The following is a 13,965-nucleotide window of genomic DNA, read 5'->3' as shown; positions in this document are numbered from 1 at the left end:
TCTTATTTTGCAATGATTGGCAAAAAATATACAAAAAAAATCCTTATTCGTATCGCCCAGTGGATACGAATAAGGATTTCGTGTTAAGAAGATTTTATTTTCTATTGTACTTCTTCAAATTATACTTCTTCAAAGTAAGCTTTATAGTACCCGCCTACTTTACCAGAGTTATCAATCAGAAAATAAAACTCTTCTGTTTCATTTTTTCATGATATTTCTCGCGATCCAGACACCGGCTGCTCCCGCCTGTGCAAGCCCCCTTGTAATACCCGCACCATCTCCCCCACAGTACAACCCCTTAATTTCCGTTTCGAATTCTTTGGTTAGCTTAGGTCTTGCTGAATAGAATTTAGCTTCCACTCCATAAAACAATGTATGCTCTGAAGCAATTCCAGGAGTTACTTTATCAAGGGCTTCGACCATCTCAATTAAGCTTTTCATTGTGTTATAGGGAAGAACCAAGCCTAAATCACCAGGAACTGCTTCTTTCAGCGTAGGCTCTAAGAAGCCTTCCTTGATACGGTTTTCGGTAGAACGTCTTCCTTTTAGAATATCCCCGTATTTCTGTACAATCACCCCACCATTGGAAAGATCGTTAGCCCGCTTACAGATTTCTCTGGCATATTCATTGGGCTTGTCAAAAGGATCTGTAAATTTATGCGAAACTAAAAGAGCAAAGTTAGTATTAGGTGAGCCTAATTGCGGATCTTTGTAGGAATGACCATTGGCTGCCATAACACCGCTATGGTTTTCTACGACCACATGTCCAGAAGGGTTGCTACAGAAGGTGCGCACTTGTGTCCCAACAGAAGTGTTAAAGATAAATTTCCCTTCATAAAGGTGCTCATTGATTTCTCTCATGACCACATCAGAGGTTTCTACTCTCACTCCAACATCTACTTGATTATTATACATGCTAAGCTTTCTTTTCTTCAATAGATCAGAAAACCAAGCAGAGCCATCTCTTCCTGGAACAATAACAACATGATCGCTATAGTAGCTTTCCCCATTTTTTAAGACGATTCCCTTGACTACATGTTCCCCTTCTTCTTTTGCAGTGATGACATCCTCTACCTCTGTTTTGTAGAGCATATCAATACGAGATTTTAGATACTCATAAATAGATTGGAGAATTTGCAGATTTTGCTCTGTTCCTAAATGACGCACTTGAGCTCGTAAAAGCTTAAGACCTGCTGCATACCCCCTATGCTCAATCTCTTTTATTTTTTCCGTCGTTGGATCTGTGATACTCTCTGTCGCACCATGCTTTAAGTTAATCTGGTCTACATACTTAATTAACTCGATCACCTCGGAAGGACTTAAGTAATCTGTCATCCAACCGCCAAATTCTGTTGTAATATTAAATTTCCCATCACTATACGCCCCAGCTCCGCCAAATCCGCTGGTGATCGAACAGGCGGGCAAGCAGCCTGCGTATTCTTTTTTCCCAGCAGGCGGTGGACAGAGCTTGATTTTTTCTTCTAAAATGGGACATCTTCGTTGATAAATATCGTGTCCCTTATCTATTAGTAATACAGAGGCACCCGGAGATTTAATACTCAGCTCATACGCTGTAAAAATCCCTGCTGGACCTGCTCCGACAATAATCACATCATATACATTATTCATAAAATAACCTCCTACAAGCTAATAATGACAAAACAAAAAATCCCTAACGATCAATGGGTAGAGTTAAACCCATTCGTAGTTAGGAATTTACGGCTCCTTGTAGAAACCCTCAGCCATATTCTTGAGGATATACGAATTCTAATTAGTCCTTATTATTGATATGTTATTCTTCAAATTGTTAGAGTATCTCTACCCTCCATGATTTTAGCCAAAATAACTAACGATGTCAATATAATTTTGTTTAATATTCGTATTTAAAGCTTTTTATTTTATCATTTTTATTATTTTTTATAAACAACATAAATAAATGCGAATATTAAACCGTTAGCTACCCTAAGTGAAATAAGGCATTTTGATCAGGATATATGCATGACTCATTCCTCCTTATTTTGTCATAGTTTATATTATCCATGTTGTGAAAGGAGTGAATCGAACCATGTATTGTCGCCCCGTTGTACATCCAACTAGAACGATTGTCAAAGATGTGTGCTGCCCACGAGTCGTTCCGCACATCCACCCTTCTCAAACAATCGTACGCCACAACTATGTCTATAACCACAAACACTATTTTCCTCACGTGAGAAGAGATGTAGCCACTGTGAGAAACATTCATACGTTTTGTCCACCTTCAAGGGTTTACTAACTTTCTTTCACTCATTACCATCTTTTTTGAAAAGAGCTTAGCCACAATTCGGGCTAAGCTCTTTTCATTACTTTTGGATTACTGTTGGCATAATAAATAATGCCCATAATCAATGGGGTTTTCATATGTTTTAGACCACGCTTCTAACATTCTCCCATTCCTAAAGCTATATCTCTGGTCTCTTCCATTCATCTCAATGAAAAACATATCTCCATCTGGGGTTACCCCTATATCCAGTCCCAGATCAGCAAGATTTGTTAGCTTCTTATCTAGGGTCTTCGCTACCTCTAAAGCCAGATGTTCCACTTCTTTTCTTATTTTTTGCTCATCAAATCCAGAATGAGCAAAAAGACGTTCGCACCTTACTACTTTCCCACCCTTGGCTACATTGGTGACATGCTTTCCTCTTCCTGCCACTTTCCCAATGATTCCCGTTATCTGCCACTCTCCTTTCCCATTCTTTTGCACAGATACTCGAAGATCATACGGATTTCCTCGATACGTAGCTAAGGCTATACCTTCTTGAACCAAATAAGACGACTTCTTTTGAGAAAGCTTTATTTGCTGATATACTTGATCCTTAGCAACATATCTCACCCCTTTATTCGTCTGCATTTTCCATTTCTCAGGTTTTATTCGGCTGATTTTGATAATTCCATTTCCTACACTATTGCTTATGGGCTTAATAAATAAGGTTTTATGCTTTTTCATCATCTGAGACAAATGGCTTTTATTGAAGGTTTCTGTAGCGGGCAAGTGCTTCTGTAGGGAGCGATATTGGTTGAGGATACGATGTATATAGAGCTTGGTATATCGAGTATATCGATTGTAGATCGAAGTACTTGCTTCGATTTTTTTTAGGATTCTCTTACCCTTTTTACCAGGCATAGCACGGTTGTGTATAACCTTAGGAATAGAACGAACCACTTGCGAATATTTCTTTCGCTGCTTTTCATACCCTGTGCATGTCATTTTCTTTGGATTTATTAAGGAAGGAGTCATAAAGAGGGGAATGAGATCATGCTTTTTTGCAGCAGAATGATAATATTGAATCTTTTCATACGAGCTTTTTTTTGTTGGAATTTTGCGGTAAGTAGGATAATCTAATAAAATTCCAATTCTTTTTTTCATCGATGATTTTCCTCCCAAAAATGGATTTATCTCTTTTTACTATATGTAAAAATAAAAAGGAATGTCATTCGAGTGACATCCCTTCTTTTCTTGTACCCATATACTAATCTTACTCTTCTGTCCCTATTCTTCTGTGCTTAGGTTGGTTCTGATATGATTCATCAGCAGGCTAATTGCACTTGGTTATGACCACCTTCGGGCAAGATGAGATCTGCATACCTTTTACTTGGTTCTACAAATTGTAAATGCATCTGGCGTACCACACTTAAGTATTGATCAATAACAGACTCCAAGCTTCTTCCCCGCTCTTTCATATCTCTTTCTAATCTTCGCAGGATTCGAACATCTGCGTCCGTATCTACAAATATTTTAATATCCATTAGCTCTCTCAGACGCTGGTCTTCAAGGATTAATATTCCTTCTAGAATAATAACTTCCTTGGGTTCTAAATGAATGGTTTCAGCAGAACGTGTATGTAGAGCATAGTCATACACAGGCTTCTCAATGGGCTTGTAGGTGAGTAACTGTTGGAGGTGTTCAATTAATAAATCATGATCAAAGGCAAGTGGATGATCATAGTTGGTCTTCGTTCTTTGTTCAAATGATAAATGAGTCTGATCCTTATAGTAGGCGTCCTGCTCAATCATGACTACAGAATCGGCAAATTCCTCGTATAATTTCCTAGCAACTGTTGTCTTTCCTGAGCCGCTTCCACCAGCAACTCCAATGATAAGTGGTTTTTTCATTAATAAGTGTCCTTTCACTGCTTTGATCTTGTTTGCGTAAGCACCACGAATATTTTATCTTAATTAGGACACTTCTTCAACACCAACATTTTTATGAACTTTTATGTTTTACTAGTTAGATTAATCCCATATTTTTTTTTCATTTCTGCGGAGATGGTATCAATAATCTTGGCTTCTTTGGATTTCAGCCAATTTCCCGAAAAACGGTCGATAGCTTCATATCTGAGGTCGTCATATTTCTTTTTTGCCTTTTGATGCTTATCTGTATAGTATTTAGAAAGGAAGTGGGAGGATAAAACCCCAATGAGTAAAGAAATCCCTAAGGAATGCTCTGTAATCTTCTTGAAAATCAAGATCGAATTAGAGGGTAATGGAAGAAGAATATAATAATAAAAAACATAAAGTGAGAGAAAGCCCATTCCAACAGTAACACCCAACCAAAATCCTTTTACCTTCTTATACTTATCTAGTTCTGCTTTCTTTTCTCGTAACATGTCTAGCAGTCTTTTGGTATCTTCTGATATAGGCAAAGATTGATAAGACATTTCTTCCCTCCTTCACTTTTGGATTGATCAAAAGAGAACTCTCCTATATACTCTAATTTATATAAAATCTGGATTTGGGAGAGTGAAAGATTGAAGCAGATTAAGATTATTTCTATTAACACCGGTATGCCACAAACGATGAGCTTTGGTAAGAAGGAAATCCAATCAGGAATACAGAAAAAACCGATTCCCACTGAGAAAGTTTTCTTGACTCGAGTAGGCTTCGAAGGAGATGGTCAGGCAGATCTCGTCCATCATGGCGGACCCGACAAAGCCGTCTGTGTCTACCCTTATGAGCATTATGAGTATTGGAGTGAGTACCTACAAGAGAAGCTACAACTCGGAGCTTTTGGCGAAAATCTAACCTTATTGGGCGTGGCAGAAAAGGATGTTTGTATTGGGGACGTCTTTCAATTAGGAGAAGCCGTTGTCCAAATTTCTCAGCCAAGACAGCCCTGTTATAAATTATCAGCAAGATACAATAATAAAAGCTTACCCTTAGCGTTTGAAGAAACAGGCTTCACGGGCTACTATTTTAGAGTACTAGAAGAAGGATATGTATCCTCTTCAAGCACCATCACTCGATTGCAATCTGATTCACAGCAAATATCTGTGGCTTATGCCAATCAGATTAGACATATTGAGAAAGAAAACACAGAAGGAATAAAGAAGATCCTTGCTGTAGAAGCTCTCTCAAGCAATTGGAAGGAAGCATTTGAAAAGCGTCTAGCTGGTATGACAGGGGATGAAACTCTGAGAAGAGAAGGAGAAAGTGGTCAAAAAAGCTAAGCTGACCACTTCCTTCTTGCTCTATCTTTTTACTTTGCCCTCGCCCTTTTTTTCTTTTCCAACTACATTACTTCCTTTCGGTAACATCCCTGATTAAACTTTCGACATTCTCCCAGCTAACAAAGTAATCCTCCCACATCACATGGTAACGATTTTCTTGGATTTCTAAGATAATGCCTCGCGCACCATCTCCAGTGTAAATGACTCGATCTCCAATTTTAAACACCTTACTCACCCCAGCCTAAAGACAATCCCATGCCCTCCCTTGGGATATTCCCATTTGATGTTTTCATGTGGACAACCAATTCTACAGCTCCCACATTCATGACATCCTTCATATCCTACGTGCATGCGTATCTCTTCCCACTTATAGACCTCTGCTGGACAAAAGATCGTACAGATTTTGTCAGGGCATGAACTCATGCAAACTTCTGTGTCAAGTACGTGAAGATGGGATTTCGTGTCCGCATTAAATCGAAGAAGATACTGCTTTTCTTCTATCGATTGACATTTACTCTGGCTCATTATTTCATCACCCTCCATGCTCGATACATATCCTTCGCGAATCTGATTTTCTCTCTCGCTCCTCCTATACCCTTCCAGATCTTCTTCTGTTTTTCCCACTTGGATGATCCATCTACTGTGAACATCTGACTAGCCGCTTTATTAACCATCGGAATATATTGATCAAAATACTGAGGAAATTTATCGAAATGGTGCGTCGCATCCTTATACTTTTTCATATCCTGACCAACAAAGCTATTCATCAGCTTTGAGCGGTATGAATCTAGCATATTCTCTGAAAAATCCTCCGCTTCTTTTGCCAATAACACTGTTTCAGCAGCAAAACGACCTGAAGTCATGGCAAGGTTAGACCCTTCTCGATGAATGCATTCACCAATTGTGCCGCATCTCCAACTACGATGACTCCATGCCCGACAACCTTCGGCATGGAATGATACCCTCCTTCAGGAATCAGGTGAGCAAGATACTCTTGCGGCTCACTGCCTTGAATATAAGGTCTTATCATCGGATGGTTTTTAACATATTCTAATAATTCATACGGTTTTATCTTATGCTTGATAAGTCCTGAAAGTAACGTCCCTACCCCAATACTTAGTGAGTCTTTATTGGTATACAAAAAGCCAGTTCCTAAGATTCCTTTGGTTGCATCACCAAAAATCTCGATTGTACAGCCTTGATCCCCTTCTAAATTAAAGCGGTCTTCGATGATTTTTCGATCTAATTTAAGAATTTCCATTGTAGCTAAAGCCACTTCATCGGGCTTAAATTCCTTGTGAAAGCCTAAGGATTTGGCTAATAATGAGTTGACTCCGTCAGCTAATACAACGACATCGGCATAGACCTCTCCATCTGGTCGATCTGTTTTCACACCGATCACCTTGCCATCCTCTACAATACATTCTAAGACGACCGTTTCATTGATCAATAAAGCTCCTTGTTCTACTGCCTTGGCTGCAAACCATTGATCAAACTTGGCTCTTAATACAGTAAAGTTGTTATAGGGCTCCTGCATCCACTCCAGCCCCTTATAACCAAAGGTCAGAGCTGACTCTTTGTCTACCATCATAAATCGCTGTTCAGCGATTGGACGTTCAAGTGGGGCATCCTTATAAAAGCCAGGAATAATATCCTCCATCATTTTTCTGTACAAAACACCACCCATCACATTTTTGGAGCCTGGGTATTCTCCTCTTTCAATCAAGAGTACCTTACCTCCACCCTTTGCTACCTCATACGCACAGGCAATTCCCGCTGGACCTGCTCCCACAACAATACAATCAAATTTTTCAGACATGCTGTGCCACCTCCTCACTAAATGCTTCGATCAGCATGGGAACAATTTCAAAGGCATCCCCCACAATCCCATAATGACTAGATTGAAAGATAGGAGCATCTGGCTCTTTATTGATCGCTATAATCAGAGAGGAGTTTTGCATCCCAACGATATGTTGAATAGCTCCAGAAATTCCTATTGCAAAATATATTTTAGGAGTTACTGTCAATCCAGTCTGTCCCACCTGATGATGATGATCAATCCATCCTGCCTCCACCACATCCCGACTGGCTCCCACTGCGCCTCCAAGAGCTTGAGCCAATAAATGAATGAGTTGGAAACCTTCTTTATTCACTAGCCCTTTTCCACCTGCCACAATAATATCTGCTTCATCGATTCCTGCATTTTTTTTCATTTCTTGAACGACCTTCAATACTTTTGTTCGAATTTCTTCTTCTTTAAGCTCAATCGACTCTTCGATGATTTCTCCCTGTCTTCCTTTCTCTGGTGGTAAAGCTTTCATGACCTTCGGACGAACCGTCGCCATTTGAGGACGATACTTCTTACAAAGAATCGTTGCCATAATGTTCCCTCCGAATGCAGGACGACTGGCTAAGAGCAAGCCCGTATCCTCCTCAATATCAAGAATAGTCGTATCTGCGGTTAATCCCGTTGGAAGATCGGTCGCTACGGCACTGGCTAAGTCCTTTCCTGTTGAAGTCGCCCCATAGAGAATGACTTCTGGTTTATATTTCTGACTACAATGAAGAAGAGCCTTCATATAAGATTCTGTACGATAGTCACTATAGATCGTATGATCATAGACATAAACCCGATCTGCCCCATACTCAAATAAAGTTGGACAATAGGAGGTGATATTTTCACCAATCACAATTCCTGCTAACGAACTGTTTCTTTTGTCAGCTAAAGCCCTGCCAGCTCCTAAAAGCTCAAGCGATACGGGAGCAATCTTTTCATTTTTAATCTCGATAAAAACCCATATTCCCCTGTAATCTTCAAAGCTCATCCTTTTGCCCCCCTTGACTCAAATAATTCTTTTTTCTCTAGTACTAGTTCTACTATTTTTTGTATCTGTTCTTGTGTTGTACCTTGTACGATTTGTCCTCCCTCTGGCTTTGGAGGAGCCCATACCTTCGAGACAATAGTAGGTGAACCTTTTAGTCCTAGCTGAGTACGATCGACCTCTCCCAAATCACTAACCGCCCATATATGCGGTTGATAACGAGCGGCTTTGATCATATTAGATAGGGAAGAATAAGGAACCTCATTAATTTCCTTTTCGACTGAAAATAAGCAAGGGAGGCTAGATTGGATGACCTCATAACCGTCCTCTAGTTTTCTATGAACAATGGCCACTTTCTTTTCCTGATCGATTTCCACAACCTGATTGACATTGGTTAAGGGAGGAATATCTAAGCGTCTAGCAATCCCAGGTCCAACTTGTCCTGTATCACCGTCAATGGTCATCTTTCCACAAATGATAAGATCAATGGGTCTTATCTTTTGTATTTTTTCTAATGCCTTGGTCAGAGCATAACTTGTCGCTAAAGTGTCCGCTCCAGCAAACGCTCGATCTGAAATCATATACCCTTCATCAGCACCAATCTCAATGCATTTCCGAATGGCTTTAACGGCTGGGGGTGGACCCATTGTTAAAACGGAAACGCTCCCTCCATATCTGTGCTTTAAGCGCACTGCCTCCTCCACTGCATGAGCGTCATAGGGATTTAGAATAGCTGGGGCACTTGCTCGATCCATTGTGTTTGTTTTGGGATTCATTTTAATCACCTTGGTGTCAGGAACCTGCTTGATACAGGCAACGATATGTAGCAAATGACTCACTCCTTTTTGTAAGGTTTTCCCATACAAGTTTAGTTACCGTTAGTAAAGTATATAAAGGAAGCTGATATAAAATGATATAATTCATTGATTATTATATTTTTACTAGAGGTAACTATGGAACAAACCTATCCCTATCGCTACATATCGCCAAAAAAAAAAGCCAATTTAGAAATTGACGATGAATCAAAATTAATATTTCCGCCAGTTAACATATTCCTTATTTAATAATAGTTTTCTAGCAAAAGCATGTGCTGAAGTAATTAATTGCTCAATGACACCTGTGCTCCGGGCAAGAATTCGTACTATTACTCCATTCTCTGGGATAGCAGACATTCCAAAGCATCGTTCAGAATTTTTGTCATCTTCTTGCAAATGCTCATATAAGCGATCGATGAAACCCTTATCTACAGCATGATGTAAGATTAGAAACATTCCCACATGGGTATAGCCGTCCATTTGCAGCACCCCGTTCATTTCGGCATCTGGCTCCAACATTAAATGATCAAACAAAATAAGCTTATTTTTGTTATAGATCTTCAACTTAGAACGAATCCAGTCATAGCGAAAGGCACTTCCATCCTTCGCCCAGCCTGGAGTGATAATGTCACTATAAAAGAAACAAGCATCCTCATCAATATAGACGCTTGTTTCCTGAATAAACCGTGCCTGTTCATAAGCAATTAAAGGATCAGGCATGTATTCCAAAACGCTTCTTTTCCCTAATGTAATATTAGTTACTTGAACAACTGGTTCATTCGGTGTCTTATACACTTTTGTGTGTGATTGGGTTGTAACTGCGAGTTCTGCGTCTTCTTCTACAGAAATGTTCATTTCATAGCGATCCCCGTCTACATATCCTCCTCCTACATGAATGAGGTAAACAACCGGAGAATTCAAATCAAGGTAAACCGGACGTGTGATCTTTAATGCCCCTTCATAATAGCAGTCAGAAAGGATTGTTCGTAGAAACCTTTTTTGGGCTGTCAGCTCTAGTAATCCGGTATAACTCATGATTCCAGTCCAATAAGAAGAGCTTGTTTTTTAATCCAATCTACAACTATGTCTAAACCAGTTCCATCCTTTAAATTTGTAAAAACAAACGGCTTATTTCCTCGTGCTGCAATCGTATCTCGTTCCATAACTTCCAAGCTTGCCCCTACATACGGAGCTAAATCTGTTTTATTAATAACAAATAAATCAGATTTAATCATACCCTGTCCGCCTTTACGAGGAATTTTTTCGCCCTGTGCAACATCAATAATATAAATAGAAAAATCAACTAGTTCCGGGCTGAACGTAGCTGCTAGATTGTCACCACCACTTTCAACAAAGATCAATTCTAGATCTGGATGCTTTTCTATTAATTCCTCAATGGCAGCAAAATTCATCGATGCATCTTCGCGGATCGCTGTATGTGGACAGCCACCTGTTTCGACCCCAACAACTCGATCTTCTGGCAGTACACCATTTTTCATTAGAAATTTAGCATCTTCCTTTGTGTAAATATCATTCGTTACGACTGCCATGCTTAATTCATTGTATAAAGCACGGGTTAGCTTTTCCACCAGCATGGTTTTTCCTGCTCCAACAGGACCTCCAACTCCAATTCTTACTGGTTCCAAATATATCCTCTCCTTCGTTTTGTTTTTATGACATAAACAAGCGTACGGGTAAACGCTCATGCCGCATTTGTGCTATTTCTAGCCCAGGACTTATCGCTCCTAAATCCTCTTCGACCAATGTGAAAATTCTTAATCCAGCCTTGACGATTAGAGGCTGGATTTCTACTAAAATCTTCTGTCCATCTGTCTGTCCCAGTGGAATACCACGGACTGCATTTTGAACTAAAGAGGACACAGCAGTATACATGTATGTTTGAACAGCTGTTTCTTTTGTTACTTGCAAGTGATGGGCAACTGCTGCAAATACGAAAGCAGAATGTCCGTACGCTTTCTTTTCCTTAATCTGCTGCAAATACTTTTGGAGAGTAGATGATGGATATAGCTCGTAACACAACTTAGCCATCTGCTCCCCAATTCTTTGGTTTCCAAGTCTTGTTTCTTCAGCAAGGCTTGAAGCATATACTAGTTGATCTAGCTTAAAAAAATGATCAAATTCTTGTTGCTCAAGCGCCTCGAAGGCGAATCTGCAAGCAAGACCATCAACAAAGGTAAGCTGTTTGCGAATATAGACAAATAGAGCTTTGCTAAAGCTTTTTTTATCTGAAATGACCTGTTCTTGAATATAGGTTTCCAAGCCAAAGGAATGCGAAAATGCTCCTGATGGAAAATTGGAATCGCTTAATTGTAAAAGTGACAACAGCTTAGTCATGCCTATGTCCTATATGGCGAAATGCCTGTTTGACCTTTCGCTTCTCTCGTTTATGTGGGATCGATAACTGTTGAAGTAACTCTTCTACTAAGTAGTCGTATTGAACAAGCATTTCATCGCCTTCGAATTGAGCAGGCATATGTCGATTTCCAAGCTGATGGGCGATCTCCCCCATTTGTTTAATCGTGATTGGCATAATCGTTAACAGATCATCTTCTTTGACGGAGACAACAATCATGTTTTTTTCATCCATATACAACACATCACCGTCTATTAATTCGCGGTTCTCTTTTAATCGAATGCCAATCTCATTACCGTGATCCGTCGTAACCCTTTGAATTCTTTTTACTAGATCATCACTCTCTAAATAGACTCGCTCTACATGTGGAGATCTCTTCTTTAGTGTGGCAACATTTCCCACAATGCTTTCAATAATCATGTTTCTCCCTCCGTTAAAATAAGAAATAGCGCTGTGCCATCGGAACAACGTCAGCTCGTTCACACGTAATTAATTCGCCGTCAACTTTTACTTCATATGTTTGCGGGTCAACCTCGATCTCTGGTGTTTCTCCGTTTAACACCATCGATTTTTTTGTTAAGCTTCGAACTCCAGAAATAGGCTTAACGATTTTTTGCAAATTTAGCTCTTCTTTAATTCCCGCTTCATACGCTGCTTTGGAAACAAAGGTCATTGCTGCTTTGTATTTGGCTTTTCCGTTAGTACCAAACATCGGGCGATACAATATGGGTTGTGGTGTTGGAATACTTGCGTTTGGATCCCCCATAATACTGTGAGCGATGATTCCACCTTTTAAAATAAGCTCAGGCTTCACACCGAAAAACGCTGGATCCCAAAGGATTAAATCGGCAAACTTGCCAACTTCAACTGAACCAACATAGTCAGAGATTCCATGAACGATCGCAGGATTGATTGTATATTTTGCAATATAGCGCTTCACTCGATTGTTGTCCCCAACCCCTTCGTCTCCCCTGAGCTTTCCGCGTTGCTTTTTCATTTTATCGGCTGTCTGCCATGTGCGACTGATAACTTCACCCACACGCCCCATCGCTTGTGAATCTGACGAGATCATACTAAACACGCCTAAGTCATGGAGAATATCCTCTGCGGCAATCGTTTCTTTACGAATACGTGAATCCGCAAAAGCAATATCCTCTGGAACACTAGGATCCAAGTGATGACAAACCATTAACATATCTAGATGCTCTTCCAATGTGTTAATAGTAAACGGGCGGGTTGGATTAGTAGATGAAGGTAAAATATTAGGAAAGCTGGCTGCTTTAATAATATCCGGCGCGTGTCCTCCCCCTGCACCTTCCGTATGGTACGTATGGATAACACGTCCATTAATCGCTGCTAACGTGTCCTCGACAAATCCACCTTCATTAAGTGTATCCGTATGAATTGCTACCTGGACATCGTACTCATCTGCTACTGTTAAGCATGTATCTATTGCCGCTGCTGTCGTACCCCAATCCTCATGAAGCTTCAGACCGATAGCTCCTGCTTCAACCTGTTCACTTATCGCCTTCTTTCCGGAGGCATTTCCCTTCCCTAAGAAACCTAGATTCATTGGGAATTCTTCTGCCGCCTCAAGCATTCGATGAATATTCCATTTTCCAGGTGTACAAGTTGTTGCTTTCGAACCAGTTGCTGGACCTGTACCTCCACCAATCATCGTTGTCAAACCTGACTGAAGAGCCGTATCAATTTGTTGGGGACATATAAAATGGACATGGGCATCTATTCCACCAGCTGTCACAATCTGACCTTCAGCGGCAATGACCTCCGTAGAAGCACCTACAACAATTTCGATATGATCCATGAGCAATGGATTTCCTGCCTTTCCAATCCCCACGATAAAACCATCCTTTATTCCAATATCTGCTTTGTAAATTCCCGTGTAGTCAACAATCGTCGCATTCGTTAAGACTAGGTCGACACTTTCGTCCCTTGTCGCAAGGGGATGCTGTCCCATTCCATCACGAATGACCTTGCCTCCACCGAACTTCACTTCATCCCCGTATGTGGTATAATCCTTTTCGATTTCGATGTACAGTTCCGTATCAGCTAGACGAATGGCATCTCCAACTGTCGGACCAAACATATCAGCATACTGCTTTCTTGACATGTGAAAACTCATTCATTTCTCTCCTTTTGAACGGATCCATTCACTCGATTATTTAAGCCATATATTCTTTGTTCCCCTGAGAAAGAAACAAGTTCAACTTCTTTTTCATCACCTGGTTCGAAACGGACAGCAGTGCCCGCTGGAATATTTAAATGCATTCCTAAAGTTTCTTCTCGATTAAACTTTAGAAAACTATTTACCTCGTAAAAGTGAAAATGAGAGCCAATTTGAACAGGACGATCTCCTAGGTTTAACACCTTAATTCTGATTGGCTTTTTATGTTCATTACAAATAATAGGGTCTGTCTTTAATACATACTCTCCTGGGATCATGTTTCTTC

The 13,965-nt window shown here is 40.1% G+C and carries 16 protein-coding genes, 2 pseudogenes and 1 riboswitch; of the genes and pseudogenes, 2 read left to right on the top strand and 16 right to left on the bottom strand.

Features of this window, described 5'->3' with window-relative positions:
* Positions 1-119: 119 nt before the first annotated feature.
* Positions 120-206 (bottom strand): annotated as a pseudogene (locus JCM10596_RS30165) (DUF6501 family protein); the annotation flags it as partial.
* Entirely contained in the window at positions 199-1,629 is a 1,431-nt protein-coding gene (locus JCM10596_RS09405; RefSeq protein ID WP_025026912.1) for an NAD(P)/FAD-dependent oxidoreductase, read from the bottom strand. The gene JCM10596_RS09405 and the pseudogene JCM10596_RS30165, both read right to left, overlap by 8 nt.
* A gap of 56 nt (positions 1,630-1,685) precedes the next feature.
* Positions 1,686-1,784, bottom strand: a riboswitch (purine riboswitch).
* 281 nt (positions 1,785-2,065) lie between these two features.
* Between JCM10596_RS09405 and JCM10596_RS31275 the strand changes: the two genes are divergently transcribed.
* Positions 2,066-2,272: a CotD family spore coat protein gene (locus JCM10596_RS31275; protein ID WP_081791985.1), complete on the top strand. Its 207-nt coding sequence runs from the start codon at positions 2,066-2,068 to the stop codon at positions 2,270-2,272.
* A 78-nt stretch (positions 2,273-2,350) separates the two neighbouring features.
* Here JCM10596_RS31275 and JCM10596_RS09400 read toward each other — a convergent pair whose 3' ends face one another.
* From JCM10596_RS09400 to JCM10596_RS09390, 3 genes are all read right to left on the bottom strand, one after another.
* On the bottom strand, positions 2,351-3,403 hold the full coding sequence (locus JCM10596_RS09400; RefSeq protein ID WP_025026911.1) for a YheC/YheD family endospore coat-associated protein: 1,053 nt from the start codon (positions 3,401-3,403) through the stop codon (positions 2,351-2,353).
* Between the two features lie 161 nt (positions 3,404-3,564).
* Entirely contained in the window at positions 3,565-4,149 is a 585-nt protein-coding gene (gene udk / locus JCM10596_RS24740; protein WP_148302550.1) for a uridine kinase, read from the bottom strand.
* A 101-nt stretch (positions 4,150-4,250) separates the two neighbouring features.
* Complete coding sequence (locus JCM10596_RS09390) at positions 4,251-4,694, bottom strand: DUF2663 family protein (protein WP_025026910.1); 444 nt, start codon at positions 4,692-4,694, stop codon at positions 4,251-4,253.
* A 126-nt stretch (positions 4,695-4,820) separates the two neighbouring features.
* Between JCM10596_RS09390 and JCM10596_RS09385 the strand changes: the two genes are divergently transcribed.
* Positions 4,821-5,483: an MOSC domain-containing protein gene (locus JCM10596_RS09385; RefSeq protein ID WP_051541251.1), complete on the top strand. Its 663-nt coding sequence runs from the start codon at positions 4,821-4,823 to the stop codon at positions 5,481-5,483.
* A 67-nt stretch (positions 5,484-5,550) separates the two neighbouring features.
* Here JCM10596_RS09385 and JCM10596_RS29735 read toward each other — a convergent pair whose 3' ends face one another.
* The 11 genes and pseudogenes from JCM10596_RS29735 to JCM10596_RS09330 all read right to left on the bottom strand — a co-directional run bounded on the left by JCM10596_RS29735 (position 5,551) and on the right by JCM10596_RS09330 (position 13,957).
* Positions 5,551-5,709: a hypothetical protein gene (locus JCM10596_RS29735; protein WP_199900127.1), complete on the bottom strand. Its 159-nt coding sequence runs from the start codon at positions 5,707-5,709 to the stop codon at positions 5,551-5,553.
* Between the two features lie 5 nt (positions 5,710-5,714).
* Positions 5,715-6,026, bottom strand: coding sequence for a ferredoxin family protein (locus tag JCM10596_RS09375; RefSeq protein WP_199900126.1), 312 nt, complete (start codon positions 6,024-6,026; stop codon positions 5,715-5,717).
* Positions 6,008-7,302 (bottom strand): annotated as a pseudogene (locus tag JCM10596_RS24735) (FAD-dependent oxidoreductase). The gene JCM10596_RS09375 and the pseudogene JCM10596_RS24735 overlap by 19 nt, the downstream one beginning before the upstream one ends.
* Entirely contained in the window at positions 7,295-8,308 is a 1,014-nt protein-coding gene (locus JCM10596_RS09365; RefSeq protein ID WP_025026907.1) for an electron transfer flavoprotein subunit alpha/FixB family protein, read from the bottom strand. The pseudogene JCM10596_RS24735 and the gene JCM10596_RS09365 overlap by 8 nt, the downstream one beginning before the upstream one ends.
* Positions 8,305-9,135 (bottom strand): electron transfer flavoprotein subunit beta/FixA family protein, encoded by an 831-nt coding sequence (locus JCM10596_RS09360; protein WP_025026906.1) that lies wholly within the window; start codon positions 9,133-9,135, stop codon positions 8,305-8,307. Before JCM10596_RS09360 ends, JCM10596_RS09365 begins: the two co-directional genes overlap by 4 nt.
* Positions 9,136-9,333: 198 nt before the next feature.
* The gene (locus JCM10596_RS09355) at positions 9,334-10,155 is read right to left on the bottom strand and encodes an urease accessory protein UreD (RefSeq protein ID WP_025026905.1); all 822 of its coding nucleotides are present in this window, start codon (positions 10,153-10,155) and stop codon (positions 9,334-9,336) included.
* Positions 10,152-10,766, bottom strand: a complete 615-nt coding sequence (gene ureG / locus JCM10596_RS09350; RefSeq protein WP_025026904.1) for an urease accessory protein UreG — start codon at positions 10,764-10,766, stop codon at positions 10,152-10,154. Before ureG ends, JCM10596_RS09355 begins: the two co-directional genes overlap by 4 nt.
* A 25-nt stretch (positions 10,767-10,791) precedes the next feature.
* Positions 10,792-11,475: an urease accessory protein UreF gene (locus JCM10596_RS09345; protein WP_025026903.1), complete on the bottom strand. Its 684-nt coding sequence runs from the start codon at positions 11,473-11,475 to the stop codon at positions 10,792-10,794.
* On the bottom strand, positions 11,468-11,914 hold the full coding sequence (ureE, locus tag JCM10596_RS09340) for an urease accessory protein UreE (protein WP_025026902.1): 447 nt from the start codon (positions 11,912-11,914) through the stop codon (positions 11,468-11,470). Before ureE ends, JCM10596_RS09345 begins: the two co-directional genes overlap by 8 nt.
* 13 nt (positions 11,915-11,927) lie before the next feature.
* Entirely contained in the window at positions 11,928-13,637 is a 1,710-nt protein-coding gene (gene ureC / locus JCM10596_RS09335; protein WP_025026901.1) for an urease subunit alpha, read from the bottom strand.
* Positions 13,634-13,957 carry an urease subunit beta gene (locus JCM10596_RS09330; RefSeq protein ID WP_025026900.1) on the bottom strand — a complete coding sequence of 108 codons (324 nt, stop codon included), beginning with the start codon at positions 13,955-13,957 and terminating at the stop codon, positions 13,634-13,636. The genes ureC and JCM10596_RS09330 overlap by 4 nt, the downstream gene beginning before the upstream one ends.
* Positions 13,958-13,965 lie beyond the last annotated feature (8 nt).

The sequence above is a fragment of the Caldalkalibacillus mannanilyticus JCM 10596 genome (assembly GCF_000615945.1).
In the GTDB taxonomy this organism is placed as follows: Bacteria; Bacillota; Bacilli; order Caldalkalibacillales; family JCM-10596; genus Bacillus_AT; species Bacillus_AT mannanilyticus.
The sequence above is the reverse complement of the archived record's forward strand: the minus strand, read 5'-3'. Positions and strand labels throughout refer to the sequence as shown.